The sequence below is a fragment of the Nocardioides sp. PD653-B2 genome (assembly GCF_002117935.1).
Classification (GTDB): Bacteria; Actinomycetota; Actinomycetes; order Propionibacteriales; family Nocardioidaceae; genus Nocardioides.
This window is the reverse complement of sequence record NZ_BDJE01000028.1, coordinates 1-17,484: the sequence shown is the minus strand read 5'-3', so window position 1 is coordinate 17,484 and position 17,484 is coordinate 1. Positions and strand designations below refer to the sequence as shown.

15 protein-coding genes and 1 pseudogene are annotated in these 17,484 nt (G+C 71.3%); 15 read left to right on the top strand and 1 reads right to left on the bottom strand.

Annotated features, from left to right (window positions below):
- The first annotated feature begins 49 nt into the window (after nt 1-49).
- From PD653B2_RS12530 to PD653B2_RS12475, 13 genes and pseudogenes are all read left to right on the top strand, one after another.
- A complete protein-coding gene (locus PD653B2_RS12530; RefSeq protein WP_085872724.1) occupies nt 50-1,060 on the top strand; it encodes a sugar ABC transporter substrate-binding protein in 1,011 nt (336 codons plus the stop codon).
- A gap of 121 nt (nt 1,061-1,181) precedes the next feature.
- A pseudogene (locus PD653B2_RS26055) lies at nt 1,182-1,556 on the top strand (ATP-binding cassette domain-containing protein); the annotation flags it as partial.
- 255 nt (nt 1,557-1,811) lie between these two features.
- Nucleotides 1,812-2,609, top strand: coding sequence for an ATP-binding cassette domain-containing protein (locus tag PD653B2_RS26050; RefSeq protein WP_414689167.1), 798 nt, complete (start codon nt 1,812-1,814; stop codon nt 2,607-2,609).
- Nucleotides 2,602-3,597, top strand: a complete 996-nt coding sequence (locus PD653B2_RS12520) for an ABC transporter permease (RefSeq protein ID WP_085872722.1) — start codon at nt 2,602-2,604, stop codon at nt 3,595-3,597. The genes PD653B2_RS26050 and PD653B2_RS12520 overlap by 8 nt, the downstream gene beginning before the upstream one ends.
- A complete protein-coding gene (locus tag PD653B2_RS12515) occupies nt 3,594-4,412 on the top strand; it encodes an SDR family NAD(P)-dependent oxidoreductase (protein ID WP_085872721.1) in 819 nt (272 codons plus the stop codon). Before PD653B2_RS12520 ends, PD653B2_RS12515 begins: the two co-directional genes overlap by 4 nt.
- 112 nt (nt 4,413-4,524) lie before the next feature.
- On the top strand, nt 4,525-6,588 hold the full coding sequence (locus tag PD653B2_RS12510; protein WP_085872720.1) for a hydantoinase/oxoprolinase family protein: 2,064 nt from the start codon (nt 4,525-4,527) through the stop codon (nt 6,586-6,588).
- A complete protein-coding gene (locus tag PD653B2_RS12505) occupies nt 6,581-8,299 on the top strand; it encodes a hydantoinase B/oxoprolinase family protein (protein WP_085872719.1) in 1,719 nt (572 codons plus the stop codon). Before PD653B2_RS12510 ends, PD653B2_RS12505 begins: the two co-directional genes overlap by 8 nt.
- Nucleotides 8,296-9,279, top strand: a complete 984-nt coding sequence (locus tag PD653B2_RS12500) for a dipeptidase (protein ID WP_085872718.1) — start codon at nt 8,296-8,298, stop codon at nt 9,277-9,279. Before PD653B2_RS12505 ends, PD653B2_RS12500 begins: the two co-directional genes overlap by 4 nt.
- Nucleotides 9,280-10,461, top strand: coding sequence for an NAD(P)/FAD-dependent oxidoreductase (locus PD653B2_RS12495; RefSeq protein WP_085872717.1), 1,182 nt, complete (start codon nt 9,280-9,282; stop codon nt 10,459-10,461). It begins immediately after the preceding gene.
- Nucleotides 10,458-10,796 (top strand): (2Fe-2S)-binding protein, encoded by a 339-nt coding sequence (locus tag PD653B2_RS12490; RefSeq protein ID WP_085872716.1) that lies wholly within the window; start codon nt 10,458-10,460, stop codon nt 10,794-10,796. Before PD653B2_RS12495 ends, PD653B2_RS12490 begins: the two co-directional genes overlap by 4 nt.
- The gene (locus PD653B2_RS12485) at nt 10,789-12,252 is read left to right on the top strand and encodes an NAD(P)/FAD-dependent oxidoreductase (RefSeq protein ID WP_085872715.1); all 1,464 of its coding nucleotides are present in this window, start codon (nt 10,789-10,791) and stop codon (nt 12,250-12,252) included. The genes PD653B2_RS12490 and PD653B2_RS12485 overlap by 8 nt, the downstream gene beginning before the upstream one ends.
- 7 nt (nt 12,253-12,259) lie before the next feature.
- On the top strand, nt 12,260-13,192 hold the full coding sequence (locus PD653B2_RS12480; protein WP_085872714.1) for a dihydrodipicolinate synthase family protein: 933 nt from the start codon (nt 12,260-12,262) through the stop codon (nt 13,190-13,192).
- Complete coding sequence (locus tag PD653B2_RS12475) at nt 13,193-14,722, top strand: aldehyde dehydrogenase (NADP(+)) (RefSeq protein WP_085872713.1); 1,530 nt, start codon at nt 13,193-13,195, stop codon at nt 14,720-14,722. It begins immediately after the preceding gene.
- Nucleotides 14,723-14,743: 21 nt separating this feature from the next.
- On the opposite strand, the gene PD653B2_RS12470 is transcribed toward PD653B2_RS12475, so the two are convergent.
- Nucleotides 14,744-15,892, bottom strand: a complete 1,149-nt coding sequence (locus PD653B2_RS12470) for a PucR family transcriptional regulator (RefSeq protein WP_133058876.1) — start codon at nt 15,890-15,892, stop codon at nt 14,744-14,746.
- Between the two features lie 225 nt (nt 15,893-16,117).
- Between PD653B2_RS12470 and PD653B2_RS12465 the strand changes: the two genes are divergently transcribed.
- Both PD653B2_RS12465 and PD653B2_RS12460 read left to right on the top strand, forming a co-directional pair.
- The gene (locus PD653B2_RS12465) at nt 16,118-16,975 is read left to right on the top strand and encodes a proline dehydrogenase family protein (RefSeq protein WP_242665263.1); all 858 of its coding nucleotides are present in this window, start codon (nt 16,118-16,120) and stop codon (nt 16,973-16,975) included.
- A 47-nt stretch (nt 16,976-17,022) separates the two neighbouring features.
- On the top strand, nt 17,023-17,484 hold a 462-nt coding region (locus PD653B2_RS12460), incomplete at its 3' end, for an aldehyde dehydrogenase family protein (RefSeq protein WP_123061238.1).

Sequence of the window (17,484 nt, the reverse complement as noted above, 5' to 3'; positions counted from 1 at the left end):
CTGTGGTAGACATCTCGCTACTCGCAAGAAGCGACCAAGGGAGATGTCCATGCACAAGATCGTTCGCGCCGCCGCCGTCGGTGTCGCGCTCAGCTCAGCCCTCTTCCTGTCGGCGTGCGGCGACGACGCCGACACCGCAGACACCGGATCGGCCTCGGACGAGTCGCTGAGCATCGGGTTCTTCGGGTTCTCGAAGACGAACTCGTTCGCCCAGGCGGCGTACGCGGGAATCAGCGAGTACGCCGAGAAGAACGACGCGACCGCGGAGTTCATTGACCCGAACTTCGACGTGCAGGTGCAGCTCCAGCAGTTGAAGGACGCGCTCACCAGCAAGCGCTACGACGTCTGGATCGTGCAGGCGAACGACGGAGTCGCGGTCCAGCAGACGATCCAGGAGGCCGTCGACGCCGGCATCACCGTCGTCGCCGAGTTCACTCCGATCGGGCCGGACTTCGAGACCCTGGAGCCGCAGATCCCCGGGACGCTGAGTCTCGTCGACGACCCGAAGCGGAACGGCACCGTGCTGGGCGAGCTGAGCCTCCAGGCGTGTGAGGACGCCGGTGCGGATCCCTGCGAGGTCGCGTACCTGCAGGGCTTCAGTGCGCAGCCGATCGACGTGGTGCGGACCGACGCGTTCCTCGCGGCCGTGGACCAGCCGGGCGTCGAGGTCGTGGCGAACGTCGAGGGCGGCTACGCCCAGGACACCGGCCGCGCCGCGGTCCAGGACATCCTCCAGGCGAACCCGGACGTGGACGTGATCGCCGGCGCATCCTCGGCTGCGCTGCTCGGAGCGATCGACCTTCCCGGCATCGATGACGTCAGCATCGTCGGCAACGGCAGCTCGACGCAGGCCGTGACCGCCGTTCAGCAGGGTGACTTCTACGCCGTGTACGTGTTCGCGGAGAAGACCGCCGGCGCCAAGGCGGCCGAGATGGGTCTCGCCGCCGCGCGGGGCGACGAGGTCGACCCGGCGTTCGTCGGCTACGACGAGCTGACCCCGTTCGGCGTCCTGGGCACCAAGGAGAACCTCGCGGGCTACACCGGCGAGTACTCGGACTGATCGAGCTGGCAGCGGAAGGGCACCGATGATGACGCCGGTGGCGCAGCGTAGCGGGCTGGGGATCTCGGCCCGCGGCGTCGGCAAGAGCTACGGGGGCGTCTCCGTGCTGCGCGACGTGGACCTCGACGTACGACCCGGCGAGATCCTGGGTCTCGTCGGGGAGAACGGTGCCGGGAAGAGCACCCTGCTCCGAGTCCTCGCCGGTTCGATCCGGCCCGACACCGGCGAGGTGCTCCTCAACGGGGAGCCGGCCGGGATCCGCACGCCGAAGGACGCGATCAGCCGCGGGGTGAGCCTGATCAGCCAGGAGCTCGCCCTGGTCCCCGCGCGCACGGTCCTCGAGAACGTCTTCCTCGGCAGCTGGGACGGTTGGGCCGGCGGTCACGGCCGCGCACGCGACCTGCAGACCTTCCAACGGCTCCAGGAGGAGACCGGGTTCCGGTTGGCCCCGGACGCGATCGTCGCCTCGCTTCCCATCGGGAGGCAGCAGCAGGTGGAGATCCTCAAGGCCCTGGCGCGCGGTGCACAGGTCCTCGCGTTGGACGAGCCGACCGCGGTGCTCGCCGGACACGAGAAGGAGGGGCTCCTCGACCTCATCCGCAAGCTCGCCGAGGGTGGCACCACGGTCGTGTTCGTCTCGCACTTCCTCGACGAGGTGCTGAGTATCGCCGACCGCGTCGCGGTGTTGCGAGACGGGGACCTCGTGGCGACCGACGACGCGAGCAGCCACCAACCGGCATCGCTGGTGGCGATGATGGTGGGCCGCCAGGTCGACGTGATGTACCCGACGCTGCCTCCGGTTCCCGAGGACGCCCCGGTCGCACTGTCGGTCGAGGGGCTCAGCCGAGGGATGGTGCGAGACGTCAGCCTGCAGGTGCGGGCCGGCGAGATCCTCGGTGTTGCGGGGCTCGTCGGCTCGGGCCGCAGCGAGCTGCTGCGCATGATCTTCGGTGCCGACACCCCGGCGGCCGGACGGGTTCTCGTGCACGGCGCACCGCTCAAGGCGCCGTCGCCGGCGCGCGCGATGGCGGCCGGTCTCGCTCTCGTCCCCGAGTCGCGCAAGGAGCAGGGCCTTGCCCTCACCCGGTCGGTGCGCGACAACGTCGCCGCGCCGACCCTGTCCAGGCGGCGCCTGGGGCCCTTCGCCAAGCGCAAGGCCGAGCGGCGGGCGGTTGCGGATGTCGCGCGCCGGGTCGACCTCCGGGCCAAGGGCCTGGGAGTGCCGATCTGGACGCTCTCGGGTGGCAACCAGCAGAAGGCGCTGTTCGCCAAGTGGCTGCTCACCGAGCCGTCGGTGTTGCTCGTCGACGAGCCGACCCGCGGCGTGGACGTGGTCGCGAAGCAGCAGATCCACGGGTTGATCGTGGATCTCGCCGCCTCAGGGGTGGCGGTGGTCGTGGTCTCCTCCGAGGTCGAGGAGGTGCTCGGACTGGCCCATCGCGTCGTGGTGATGCGGCGCGGACGAGCCGTGGCGGAGTTCGCACAGAACGCGGCGGCCGGCGACGTGGTGGCGGCCGCCTTCGGAGATGAGGCAAGGAATCATGACTGAGACCAGTACACCCGTGGTGGCGCAGCCCTCGGCGCTCTCCCGGTCCTTCAACCTGCGCGACTACGGCGTCGTGATCGGCGTCGTCGCGTTGGTGATCTACCTGTCCCTGTCGACGAGCACCTTCCTGACGACCGGGAACCTCACCAACGTGCTCGACCAGGCGGTCGTCGTGGGCCTGTTGACCTGCGGCGCGACGCTCTGCATCATCAGCGGCGTCTTCGACCTCACGGCGACGGCGTCGCTCGCGCTCTCGGCGATCATCGGTGTCGAGGTGACGCAGGCAGCCGGTGTCGAGGCAGGTTTCGTCGCCGCCGTGCTGGCCGGCGCCGGCCTCGGCGCGTTGACCGGCTTCATCGTGAACGTCAGCACGGCGGTCAACGCCTTCATCGCCACGCTCGCGGTGAGCATCGTCTACCGAGGGGTCGCGCTCGTGATCACCGGCGGCGCCATCATCTACCCGCTGACCGACCAGCTCGACGGCGTCCAGGTCTTCACCGACGACGTCCCCGGGCTCGGGATCACCGTCGCGACGGCGACGCTGCTCGTCGTCGCGCTCGTCATGGGTGTCGTGCTGTGGGCCACGAACTTCGGCCGGCGGATCTACGCGGTCGGAGGCAATGCCGAGGCGGCCCGGTTGAGTGGCATTCGCGTGGGCTCGGTCCACATCGGTGTCTACATGGCCAGCGGCGTCTGTTCTGCTCTCGCCGGCCTCGTGCTGGTCGCGCGCAGCGGCGGCGGCGCCCAGGCCAACATGGCGCTCGGCCTCGAGCTCAGTGCGATCGCGGCGGCGGTCATCGGCGGGACGTCGATCCTCGGCGGCGAGGGTGCCATCTGGCGCGGCATGGTCGGCGTGCTGCTGCTGACGCTGATCAGCAACGGCTTCAACCTGCTCGGGTGGGACACGACGTTCCAGCAGGTCGTCCAGGGCTGCCTCATCCTCGTGGCGATCATCACCGACCGCTACATCCGTCGGGCGAGAAGCACATGATCCCTCAGCAGCACGTCACGCGAGGCGGGACGTTCGAGTCCCGTACGGCGATCGTCACCGGCGGCTCGACCGGCATCGGGCTGGCGACCGCGCGGTCACTCGCCGACCGCGGCGCCCATGTGGTCATCGCCGGCCGCGATCGCGACCGCGGCGCCACGGCCGCGGCGGAGCTCGCCGCCGGCGCGTCCGGGACGGTCACCTACGTCGAGCTGGACGTGCGGGAGGCCGAGTCGGTCGCCGGGCTCGTCGAGACCACCGTCGAGAGGTTCGGCTCGCTGGACATCGTGGTGAACAACAGCGGGGTCGAGGCGGAGGAGGGCTCCGACGGACCCTCCGAGGCCGACTGGGACCGCATGTTCGCGACCAACGCCAAGGGCACCTGGCTGTGCAGCCGCGCCGCGCTCCCGCACCTGGAGCGCAGCCGCGGCGTCATCGTCAACAACGCGTCGATGGCCGGTCTGCTCGGTGTCGCGGGCGGCGCCGGCTACGCGGCGTCGAAGGCTGCCGTCGTGAGCCTGACCAAGTCGCTGGCGCTTGCGTACGCCGATCGGGGGGTGCGGGTCAACGCCGTGTGCGCCGGCCCGGTGGACACCCAGATGACCTACGACGAGTGGGCGCTGGTCGGCGGTCGCGACGAGGGCCTCCGACGCGCCCTCGCGCTGAGCCCGGCGCGGCGCATCACGGCGCCCGAAGAGGTCGCCGAGCTCATCTGCTTCCTGGCCTCCGACCACGCAGCCTCCATCACGGGGGCGGCGGTACCGATCGACGGCGGCAAGACGGCGGGCCTGATGCCGACGGAGCGGTACCGCTGGTGAGTCATCCGGACAATCCGATCCATCCGTTCATTATGATGAAGACAATGGCGCAACATAATGACCGCAACGTCATCATGTCGACGTCGACCACTCGCGAAGGAGAACAACACCCATGCCTCGATCGTCGTCCTCATCGGTCCGTGTCGCCGTCGATGTCGGAGGCACCTTCACCGATGTCGTGACGCTCGACTCGGCCGACGGAGCGCTCCGGTTCGACAAGGTGCCGACCACCCCGGCCGACGCCAGCCAGGGCGTGATCAACGCGTTCGTCCGGTCGGGAGTCGACATGGAGCGGGCCGGCTACTTCACCCACGGCACGACGCTGGGCCTGAACGCGCTGCTGACCCGCAACGGCGCCAGGACGGCGATCGTCACCACCGACGGCTTCCGCGACGTGTACCTCCTGGGTCGCACCGACCGGCCGGTGTCCTACGACTTCCGCTACAAGACGCCCGAGAGTCTGGTGCGCCGAGACGCGATCTTCGAGGTCCCCGAACGGATGAACTACCAGGGGCGGGTGCTCCGCCCGTTCGACGATGCCGCCGCCCGAGCGGTGGCCGAGCGGCTGAAGGAGGCGGGGTTCGAGTCGGTGGCCGTGTGCTTCCTCCACGCCTACACCAACCCCGACCACGAGCTGCGGATGCGCGACGTGCTCGCCGAGGTCGTTCCGGAGATGGACGTGACGCTGTCCCACGAGCTGTCCCGCGAGTACCGCGAGTACGAGCGGACCAGCACGGCGGTCTTCGACGCCTACATCAAGCCGGTGGTTCGGCGCTATCTCGGCCGCCTCAAGAACGCGTTGGCCGAGAACGGCTTCGGTGGCCACTTCTTCATGATCCGCTCCGGCGGCGGGGCGATGACGGTCGAGAGTGCCCGTGAGGCTCCGGTGAACCTGATCCTCTCCGGCCCCGCCGGAGGCGTCATCGGGGCGACATCGTTCGCGAGGACCACCGGTGAGGGCAATCTCATCACCATCGACATGGGTGGCACGAGCCTGGATGCCTCGCTGATCGTCGACGGCGAGTCCGTCCTCAGGCACGAGGCCTCGTTCGAGGGCCTGCCGCTCACCATCCCGTCGCTGTACATCCACACGATCGGCGCCGGCGGTGGCTCGCTGGTCTGGATCGACGAGGGCGGCCACCTCCAGGTGGGGCCGCAGAGCGCCGGGTCCTCGCCCGGCCCGGCGGCGTACGACTGGGGTGGTACGGAGGCGACGTTCACCGACGCGGCTCTCGTGGTGGGCTACCTGGGCACGGAGACCGCGCTCGCCGGCAGCCTCGAGCTGAGGCGGGACCTCGCCGAAGGGGCGCTCGCTCCGAGCGCGGAGGCGCTCGGCATGTCCATCGACACCGTGGCCCGGGGTGTCCTGCGGATCGCCACGACCAAGATCGTCGGCGCGGTCCGGTCCATCACCGTGGACATCGGGCACAAGCCGAACGACTTCGCCCTGCTGACCTACGGCGGCGGAGGTGGCCTCGTCGCGATCGACGTCGCGCACGAGCTCTCCATCCCCCGGGTGATCGTCCCTCCCGGACCGGGCGCCTTCTCGGCGCTCGGCATGCTGATGGCCGACGTCCAGCACGACTACTCCCGCACCCAGGTGTCTCCGCTGGACGGCATCGACCTCGAGCACCTCGAGGCGATGTTCCGCGAGATGGAGGAGGAGGGTGCGGCCGCCCTGGAGACCGAGGGCTTCGGGTCGGACGACCGCACGTTCCAGCGGTTCATCGACGTCCGCTACCTCGGTCAGGAGCACGCGGTCTCGGTCCCCGTCGCGGGGCTGTCGGCCGACGACGACGTCGAGCGCCTGCGCCAGGAGTTCAGCGAGATCCACGAGCGCCACTACGGCCATGCGATGTCGGACCCGATCGAGATCGTCACGCTACGGTCCCGCGCCATCGGCGTCGTGGAGCGGCCTCGGCTGCCGGAGGTGGCCGAGCGCGATGGCGACGAGCTGGCTCCGATCGCCAGCCGCGGGGTCGTGCAGCCCGACGGCACCCGGATCCCGTACCAGGTCTACGACCGGAGCGACTTCCGCTTCGGCGACCGCATCGAAGGTCCGGCGATCATCGTCGAGCACACCTCGACGACGGTCATGCACACCGGCGACACGGCCGAGGTCGGCCGTGTCGGAGAGATCGTCATCACGCTTGCAGAGGAGCCGAACCATGGTTGATTCCATCACCGTCGAGGTCATCCGCCACAGCCTCCTGGCATCGGCCGATGAGATGGCGCGCAACCTCTGTCGGACGGCGTACAACACCGTCGTCTACGAGATCCACGACTACGGGATCGGCCTGCACGACGCAGCCGGCGACGTCGTCGCGGACACGCCGGGCATCGCGATGTTCACCGGGGCGAACGACGTGGGCATCCGCAACACGGTGAAGTTCCTGGGCCAGGACAACCTGCACCCGGGAGACGTGTACTTCCTGAACTACCCGTACTGGTCCTCGGCGCACACCCTGGACGCCCTCGTGCTCGCTCCGATCTTCGTGGAGGACGAGCTCGTCGCGTGGTCGACGTGCCGGGTGCACCTGCTCGACCTGAAGCAGAAGGACGCGGGCTACGTGCTCGACTCCACGGACATGTCGCAGGAAGGCATCTTCTTCCCGTCGGTGAAGCTCTACGACCGGGGCGTGATCAACGACGACATCTTCAACGTCATCCGGTTCAACAGCCGGATGCCGGAGCGGACCATCGGTGACATCCAGGCGCAGGTGTCGGCCTGTCAGACCGGTGAGCGCCGGGTCCAGGAGATCGTGGCCAAGCACGGCGTCGACGTCCTCAAGGAGGCGATGCGCGATATCAACGACCACGGCGAGCGCCTGGCGAAGGCCGCATTGGCGAAGCTGCCCAAGGGCACCTGGTCCGCGCACGACTTCGTCGACACCGACGGCGTCGTCAAGGACGAGATGGTCCGTATGGACGTGACGGTCACGGTCACGGACGAGAAGATGATCGTCGACTGGCGGGAGACCTCCAAGCCGGCCAAGGGGCCCATCAACCTGCCGCGCGGTCTCACGGTCGCCACGACGATGATGGCCTTCAAGGCGCTCACGACTCCCGGCACGCCGGTGAACTCCGGCAACTTCCGCCCGGTCGAGGTGCTGACGACCCCCGGGTCGCTGATGCACGCGGTGGAGCCGATGCCGACCTTCACGATCTGGCCGGCGATCCTCGCCCCGGAGGTCATCGACAAGGCGCTCGCTCAGGGCATGCCGGACCTGATCCCGGCCTGCTCGGGAGGCGACGTCTGCTCGATCATGGCGCTCGGGGTGGACCCGGAGACGGGTGTCTCCTGGCTCGAGGCCACGAACGACGGTGTGGGGTTCGGTGCCCACTCGGAGGGCGACGGATCGGACGGCATCATGCACCTCTCGGAGCCGGGCTGCCGGAACAACCCGATCGAGATCCTGGAGACCAAGGCGCCGCTGATCATCGAGAACTACCGCTACCGCACGGACTCCGGCGGGCCGGGGAAGTACCGGGGCGGTGTCGGCATCGAGCGCACCTACCGTTTCCTCGCGCCGTCCTCGGCGATCGTCATCAACTACAAGACCAAGACGAAGCCGTGGGGCATCGGCGAGGGTCACGACGGCATGAACAACACGGTGGTCCTCTATCCCGGGACCGACCGCGCCGTCGAGGTCGGCCAGAGCTACACGCACTTCGCGGCGGACGAGGGCATGGCGAACGTCACCGGCGGCGGCGGTGGATGGGGAGACCCGTTCACGCGTGACGTGGCTGCCGTCGCCACCGACGTGCAGCTCGGGTTCGTCAGTGTCGAGCGCGCGGCCATCGACTACGGCGTCGTGATCGACCCGGCGACCTTCGTCGTCGACGAGGCGGCCACGCAGCGGCTGCGTTCGGCCTCCGCGTCGTGAGCGAGCTGCTGCCGAGCAGCGTCGGGCGCGCACCCCTGGTGCTCGACGCGGCCGTGCCGCTGGTCCAGCACCCGGGGCACCTCGACGCCCTGCTGCCGGCGTTGTCCGCCGGCGGCGTCGGCGTGCTCCTGCCGACGGTCGCGTCGATCGAGGACCTGGCCGGCGTCACCTCGACCCTGGGCGCGTGGCGCTCCTTCGAGGACCGGCCGCCGGCCGGCGCGCGGCTGGCGCGATCGGTCTCCGACATCGTCGCAGCGCAGGCCGCCGGCGAGCTCGCGATCGTGCTCCATGTGCAGGGGCTGCACGCGGTCGGCGGTGAGCTCGACCGGCTCGAGCTCTACGCCGCCGCGGGAGTCAAGGTCGCGCAGCTGACCTACAACTACCGCAACTATCTCGCCGACGGATGCCTCGAGCCCGCGAACGCCGGCCTCAGCGAGGCCGGGCGCAAGGCGGTACGTCGGCTCAACGAGCTCACGATGATCCCGGACGTCTCGCACACGGGGGAGTCGTCCAGCCTCGAGATCATCGAGGTCTCGACCTCGCCGGTGATCGCCAGCCACAGCAACGCGAAGGCGCTGTGCGACCACCCCCGCAACCTCAGCGACGACCTGGCACGCGCTGTCGCCGGGTCCGGCGGCGTCGTCGGGCTCTGTGCCTTCCCGGCGTTCGTCGACGACGACTCCCCGAGCGTCGAGAGGCTCGCCGAGCACGCCGCGTACCTCGCGGAGCTGATCGGGGCCGAGCACGTCGGCATGGGCCTGGACTTCTCCGACGAGGACGCCTCCGACTACGACTTCTACGGCTACGACGAGCGGTACTACCCCCGCCCCCCGTGGACCTGGCCGGCCGGGCTCGGGAGCCACGCGGACGTCCCTGGCCTGCGGACCGCGCTGGGGGGCGTCGGCTTCTCGAACGAGGAGACGGACGGCATCCTCGGCGAGAACTTCCTCCGGGTGTTCGCCCAGGCTTGGGGAAGCTGAGTGGACTGCGATGTCGTCGTGGTCGGCGCGGGCATCGTCGGGTCTGCGTGCGCACGCACGTTGGCCCGGGCGGGGCTCAGCGTCACCGTCGTCGACCGCGGCGCCGCGGCCGGAGGTACGACCGCGCACGGCGAAGGGAACCTGCTCGTCTCCGACAAGCGGCCCGGGGCCGAGCTGGACATCGCCCAGTACTCGGCGCGGCTGTGGCGTGAGCTGAGCGTGGAGCTGGCCGACGAGCTCGGTCCGGGCTTCCCGTCGCTGGAGTTCGAGGAGAAGGGCGGCCTGGTGGTCGCGACGGAGGAGCGAGGTGCCGGCCCCCTGCTCGAGCTGGCGGAGAGCCAGCGCCAGGCGGGTGCTCGGGTCCGGGTGCTCACTGCCTCCGAAGCGCTCCGCCTCGAGCCCGAGCTCACCCCGTCCGCCGTAGCCGCCGTGCACTACCCCGAGGACGGACAGGTGCAGCCGGTCATCGCCGCCGAGGCGCTGCTGGCGTCGGCCCGGCGTGCGGGTGCCCGGATCCTCCCGCACACCGAGGTCACCGGGCCCGTGCTCACCGAGTCCGGCGAGCTGACCGGTGTCCAGTCGACGGCGGGCACGATCCGAGCGCCGCACGTGGTCGTCGCGGCCGGGCCGTGGTCTGCGCGGGTCGCGTCGTCGCTCGGCGCGACGATCCCGGTGGTGCCACGCCGCGGCATGGTGTTGGTGACGACGAGGATGCGGCATCGGATCTTCCGCAAGGTCTACGACGCGGACTACGTCGGCGCTGTCGGGTCCAACGGCTCGGAGCTGCAGACGTCCAGCGTCATCGAGAGCACCGCGTCCGGCACGGTCCTCATCGGCTCCTCGCGGCAGATGATCGGGTTCGACGACCGCCTGCGCGTCAACGTGCTCGAGGAGCTCGCGCTCAAGGCCACCCAGCTCTTCCCGTTCCTGCGCATGGCCTCGGTCATGCGGGTCTACGGCGGGTTCCGCCCGTTCACGCCGGACCACCTGCCCCTCATCGGGCCGGACGCGATGGTCCCCGGGCTCTGGCACGCCAACGGGCACGAGGGGGCCGGCATCGGTCTCGCGCCCGCCACCGCAGAGATCCTGGGCGCGCTGATCAGGCGCGAGTCGCCCGCCGTCGCCGCAGCGCCGTACCTGCCGGGCCGTCCCGCGCTCGCGTCCGTCGGGGGTGTCCGATGAGCGCGTACCTCCGCTCGGCTGCGGAGGACCCGATCCGCCGGCGTGATGGCGAGCCCGTCGCGATCTCCGTCGACGGTGAACGGCTCACCGGGGTGCAGGGTCAGAGCATCGCCGGCATCATCTTGGCGACCGGTCGACTCGACTGGCGGGTCACGTCGGCCGGGAGCCGGCCGCGTGGTGTCTTCTGTGGCATCGGCGTCTGCTTCGACTGCCTGGTCACGGTGAACGACGAGCCGGACGTCCGGGCGTGCCTGCGACGTGCGGTCCACGGCGACGTCGTCGTCCAGCAGCACGACCCTCTTCCGACGCCCGTCGAGGGGAGCATCGATGGCTGACGTCCTCGTCATCGGGGCCGGACCGGCTGGGCTCGCGGCGGCTGCCGCCGCGCGCGAAGCAGGCGGCGAGGTGACGCTCCTCGACTCGTCCGACGTGCTCGGCGGCCAGTACTGGCGTCACCTCCCGGACTCCCGCCCGGCAGAGCGCGAGAGGCTCCTCCACCACGGGTGGGACACCTTCACGGCGCTGCGTCGGCGGCTGGAGTCCGACCCGCACGTGCGGATCGTGACCTCCGCCCAGGTGTGGGCCATCGAGCGCGACACCGGCGTCCCGGCCGTCGTGCACGTGCTGGTGGGTCCTCCGGACGCCGGCGGGCGGCAGCGTCTCGCGCTGCGCCCGGACGCGGTCGTCTTCGCGACGGGGGCGCACGACCGGACGCTGCCGTTCCCCGGGTGGGACCTCCCGGGTGTCTTCACCGGAGGTGCCGCGCAGGCGCTCGCCAAGGGCGAGCGGATCGCGGTGGGCCGCCGCGTGCTGGTCGCCGGAGCCGGTCCGTTCCTGCTCCCCGTCGCTGCGTCGCTCACCCAGACCGGCGCCACGGTCGTCGGCGTCCTCGAGGCGAACCGCCTGTCGACGCTGGTCAAGGGCTGGGCGCCGCGGCCGTGGCAGCTCGCGTCGACGCACGCCAAGGCGCGCGAGCTCGCCGGGTACGTCGCGAACCACGTGCGGCACGCGATCCCCTACCGGACCGGGCGAGCCGTGGTCGCGGCTCACGGCACCGATCGCGTCACGTCGGTGACGACCGCGGCCGTCGACGCCGCCTGGACTCCGATCGCGGGCACCGAGCGAACCGTCGAGGTGGACGCCGTGTGCGTGAGCCACGGCTTCACGCCGCGGCTGGAGCTGGCCATCGCCGCCGGGTGCGCGCTGACCCCGGATCGGTTCGTCATGACGGGGCCGGACCAGCAGACGAACGTCGTCGGACTGTATGCCGCGGGGGAGATCACCGGAATCGGTGGAGTCGACCTGGCCATGGCCGAGGGCAGCATCGCCGGGTGGGCGGCCGCCGGCGGGCCGCCCGACGACAAGGCGGTGCGCGACGGCCGGCGGCGACGTGCGGCGTACCGGGCGTTCGCGGCACGACTCGAGGCCGCGCACGGGATCCGTCCCGGCTGGACCGGCTGGCTGGACTCCCACACCATCGTCTGCCGATGCGAGGAGGTCTCGTTCGGTCGGCTGTGCGGGGCCGCGGACGCCACGAGCACGACGTCCCTGCGCTCCCTCAAGCTCTCGAGCCGCGCCGCACTCGGCATCTGCCAGGGCCGGATGTGCGGTCGCTCGGTCGAAGAGATCCTCGCCGGCCGCGTGGCCGGCGGAAGGCTCCGGGACGAGGTCGTCGCCGACCAGCGCCCGATCGCCGTGCCGATCCGGCTCGGAGACCTGGCCGCCCGCCGGGACCCTGAGCCACCCACCGCTTCACCCAGCCAGTCCCCGACCCCGAACGAAACAGAATGAGAGACCGATGACTACCAACTTCGACCTCGGCGGCGTTGTCGTCGCAACGACGCTGGCGTTCAAGGAGGACGCCTCCGCTCCTGGCGGCCTCGCCGTCGACTACGACCGGTTCGCCGAGCACTGTGACTGGCTGATCCGCAACGGCGTGCGGGGCGTGGGGCCGAACGGCTCCCTGGGCGAGTACTCCTCGCTCACGCCCGAGGAACGCCGCAGGGTCATCCAGGTCGCCGTGGAGGCGGTCGCAGGCCGCGGCCTCGTCATCGCCGGTGCGCACGGGGTCGGCTGGCACCAGGCGCAGAAGTGGGCCGAGCTCGCCCAGGAGGACGGCGCGGACGGGGTGCTGCTGCTCCCGCCGATCGTCTACCGCGCGAACGACGAGGAGATCGTCGAGCACTTCAGCAAGGTCGCCGAGGTGGGCCTGCCGATCATGGCCTACAACAACCCGATCGACACGAAGGTCGACCTCGTCCCGTCGCTGGTGGCCCGGCTCGCCGAGATCCCCGAGGTCGTCGCCATCAAGGAGTTCTCGGGCGACGTCCGCCGGGTCCTGGAGATCCAGGAGCTGTGCGACATCGACGTGATCGCCGGTGCGGACGACCTGCTCTTCGAGTCGCTGGTCGTGGGCGCGAAGGGCTGGTTCGCCGGCTACCCGAACGCCTTCCCGCGCGAGGCGGTCGAGCTCTACAACCTCGTGCAGGAGGGGAAGATCGCGGAGGCGCGAGAGCTCTACCAGCAGGTCGTCGCTGTCTTCCGGTGGGACTCCCGCACCGAGTTCGTGCAGGCGATCAAGCTCAGCATCGACGTGGCGGGGGAGAGCTACGGCGGCGCCAGCCGGCCGCCGCGCGGCCCGCTGAGCGCTGCGCAGGAGGCCGCGGTGCGACGCGAGACCGAGCGGGCCCTCGCCGCGATCGCCGCGCGCGGCTCGGCGTCGGTGGCCTGAGTGGACGGGTCCGAGGCGGGGACGGGCCGCGAGCCGGCAGCGACGGTGGAGCGGATCGCGCGGGCCGCGGCGGAGGCGTTCCCCGGCTGGTCGGCCACGCCACCGCGACAGCGCGCCGCCGCGCTGTCGGCGGTGGCGGACGCCGTGGCGACGTCAGGCCCGGCGCTGGTCGCCACCGCGATGTCCGAGACCGGCTTGTCCGAGGCGCGACTCACGGGTGAGCTGAACCGCACCGTCGTTCAGATCCGTCTCTTCGCCGACGTCGTGGTCGAGGGTTCCTACCTCGACGTCCGGATCGACGAGGCGGACGACGACTTCGTCCTCGGCAGCCGCCCGGACCTGCGCCGCTACCACGTGCCGCTCGGGCCGGTCCTCAACTTCGCCGCCAGCAACTTCCCCTTCGCGTTCTCGGTCATCGGTGGCGACACCGTCTCGGCGCTGGCCGCGGGATGCCCCGTCATCGTCAAGGCCCATCCGGGACACCCGGAGCTGTCGCGACAGACCGCAGAGGTCGTCCGCGCCGCTCTCGCCGAGAGCGGTGCTCCCGACGCGACGCTCCAGCTGCTCGTCGGGCAGGAGGAGGGGGTGGCGATGCTGCTCGACCCACGCATCCGGGCAGCCAGCTTCACCGGGTCGATCCGGGCCGGCCGCATGCTGGCCGACCTCGCGATGGGCCGGCCCACGCCGATTCCCTTCTACGGTGAGCTGGGCAGTGTCAACCCCGCCTTCGTCACGACGAGGGCAGCGGCCCAGCGGAGTGGGTCCATCGCGCAGGGCTTCGCCACGAGCGTGTCCGGGTCCGCCGGTCAGCTCTGCACCAAGCCGGGGTTCCTCTTCGTGCCGCGCGGGAGCGACATCGCCGCCGGCGCCGCCGAGGCCGCCGGCGCCGTGGGCGAGCAGCGCCTCCTGAACCCCGGCATCACCGCGGGCTACGCCGCGCGCAGGGACGCCATCCTCGGCACGCCGGGGGTGGATCCGCTCGCCGCGGGTGCCGTACGCGTGGACGAGGACGGGCAGGGGTGGGCGACGCCGACCGTGGTGGCGACCGACCTCACGACGCTCAGGGAGCATCGCGAGACCCTGCTCGACGAGGCGTTCGGTCCGCTCTCCGTCATCGTGGAGTACGACGACGAGGCGGAGCTGGCTCCCGCGGCGGCCGACCTGTTCCAGGGCAACCTGACCAGCACGGTCCATGCAGCCGACGACGAGGACACGGAGGCGCTGCGTGCACTCGTCGACTGGGCGGCGCGAAGCACCGGCCGCCTGGTGTTCGGAGGGTGGCCGACGGGGGTTGCAGTGAGCCATGCGACCCAGCACGGGGGACCGTGGCCGGCGACGACGAACGACGCCGGCACCTCGGTCGGGAGCGCCGCCATCGGTCGGTTCCTGCGGGCCGTCGCCTACCAGGACGTGCCGCAGGTGCTGCTTCCCGAACCGCTGCGGGACGACAACCCGTGGGGCGTGCCGCAGCTGCGCTCGCCGGCCGGCCGTTCGCGAGGATGGGGCGAGGCCTTCCGCGCCGGCGGCTGACCGGCGGGCCGACCGCCCCGGTCACACCGGGTCGAGGACGAACGGGGCCAGCCTGAGCGCGAGGTGCAGTCGGAGCCGATCCTCACCGGAGGAGAGGTCGCATCCGCTGCGGCGCTCGACCTGGGACAGCCGGTGGTAGACGGTCTGGCGGTGAACCGCGAGACGCTGGGCCGTGCGTGAGGCGCTGCCGGCCTCGTCGAGGAACACCCGTGCGGTCTCGAGGACCTCCGGCGTGGCCTCGCGCAGGAAACGAGCCAGGGACGGCGGTATCAGCGACCACGCCAGGTCGCCGTCGCGGGCCACGGCGAGCAGGGTCAGCGGTCCCAGCGACGTCCAGTCGACGACGGCGCCGCCGGCCCCGGCGCGCGCCACGCGGAGCGCGACCAGCGCACCGGTGTGCGCGGACGCCAGCTCGTCGAACCCGCGGACAGTGGGGCCGACGGCGACATGGGTGGCGCGATCGAGGTCCGCGACCCGGCGGCTCAGTCCCAACGCGGTGAGCACGTCCGGGAGGGCCGCGGTTGCCGGGAGCAGCGAGGCGCGCACCACGGCGGCGCACGTGCCCGCACCGGCGCGAGCCCAGACGACACCGGGACGAGTCGGCCGGCTCGCGACCTGCTCCGCGAGCTCCGGCCGTTGGACCAGCACGCACCTCACCGGCTCGTGGACGTCGAGCCCACCGGCCGCGGCGAGCTCGGTGGCGGACAGCCGTGCCGCCGTGACGCCCTCGACCAGCTCACGGAACAGTGCGTCGCGGCGCTCCTGACGGCGTTCGACCAGGTCGAGCAGCTCGGCGGCGGCCTCGGCGATGCGGCCTGCTTCGGGCCACAGCCGCTCGTCGATCGTGTTGTCGGGGTCCAGCAGCCAGAAGTAGCCGTAGACACGTCCGCGGTGACGCGCCGGCACGCACAGTCGCCCGACGATGCCGCGGGCGTCGTCGGTGGGAGTCCGGACCGGCCCGGCCGCCTCGCGGATGCCGTGCCCGTGGAACCAGTCGCGGACCTCGGCGCTGGAGCCGCGCTCGAGGATCGAGCGTTGGCGAACCGTGTCGACGGCGGCACGACCGCGCTGGTCGGAGAAGCCGATCAGCCGGAACTCGGCGTCCTCCAGCGTGCACGGCGCCTCGAGGAGCAGTGCCATGTCCTCGACGAGCTCCTCCAACGTCGTCACTAGACAATTGTCGCACTGGTGGGCCGGATAGCTGTGACATCGACCCATCCCGCGGGCGGGAGCGCTTCTCTAGCGTGGGCTTCGCCGGCGGGTGACGCCGGCGCGACCGCGGCCGGGGCTCCGAGCCGTGGAATCCCCTGGCCTGCAAGGAGCGCCGTGCTCAGCTCGACGTTGAACCGCGCCTCGCGCAGCGCTCGCGCGCGGCGCGCCGTGGAAGGGCTTCCCGTGACCCGGCGCGTGGTCGACCGCTTCGTGGCGGGAGAGCACGTCCCCGACGCCGTCGCCGCGGCGCAGCAGCTCCGAGACGGCGGACGGTCGGTCACGATCGACGTTCTCGGCGAGGACGTCGCCGACGTCGCCGGCGCACGTGCGACGCGTGACGCCTACCTGAACCTGCTCTTCGCGCTGCACGAGGCCGGCTCGGCGGACGGCTCCGACGTCTCGGTGAAGCTCTCCGCGTTGGGGCAGGCGCTGCCCGGCTCCGGCGCCGACCTCGCCACGGTGCACGCCCGCCAGATCTGCACTGCCGCGGCGGCGGTCGGGTGCACGGTCACGCTCGACATGGAGGACCACACCACCGTGGACGCGACGTTGGCGACCGGCGCCGCGCTGCGTGGCGAGTTCCCGCAGATCGGCAACGTGCTGCAGTCCAGTCTCGAGCGAACGCCCGGCGACATCGCGGCGCTGTCGACGTCGGGTGCGCGGATCCGGCTGGTCAAGGGCGCCTACCGGGAGCCGGCGTCGGTGGCCCACCAGCGCAAGTCGGAGGTGGACCGCGCCTACCTCGCGGACATCGACGCCCTCATGCGGTCCGGGTGCTACCCGATGATCGCCACCCACGACCCCCGCATGATCGCTCGCGCGGCCGCCGCTGCGCGCGAGTGCGGCCGGACGCCGGAGGGCTGGGAGCTGCAGATGCTCTACGGCATCCGGACGGACCTGCAGGAGCGGGCTGTCGCCGCGGGTCAGCAGATGCGGGTGTACGTGCCCTTCGGCGCCGACTGGTACGGCTACTTCATGCGCCGGTTGGCCGAGCGGCCCGCCAACGTCGCGTTCTTCCTGCGGGCGATGTCGCGGCGCTGACCGGCGAGCCTGCGTCATCTCATCGACCACGACCAGAGGAGCACCCCATGGACGCAGTGACGACACCCCCGGCTCCGGTCAACGAGCCGAACTTGACCTATGCGCCGGGTACGCCCGAGCGGGAGGCTCTGCTGGCGGAGATCGAGAGGCTGGAGAGGAAGCCCCGCGACCTCAAGGCCCACATCGGTGGCCGCAGGAAGGCCGGCGGCGGCGCCGAGATCAAGGTCGTGCAGCCGCATGATCACCAGCACGTGCTCGGGGTGCTGAAGAACTCCACGCAGGCCGACGCGAAGGCTGCTGTCCGGGCCGCCGCCGACGCGGCGCCTGGTTGGCGTGGCCTCGACTTCGACGACCGGGCGGCGGTGCTGCTGAAGGCCGCGGACCTGTTGGCCGGTCCGTGGCGGCAGCGGATCAACGCGGCGACGATGTTGGGTCAGTCGAAGACGGCCCACCAGGCCGAGATCGACGCGGCGTGCGAGCTCATCGACTTCTGGCGGTTCAACGTCCAC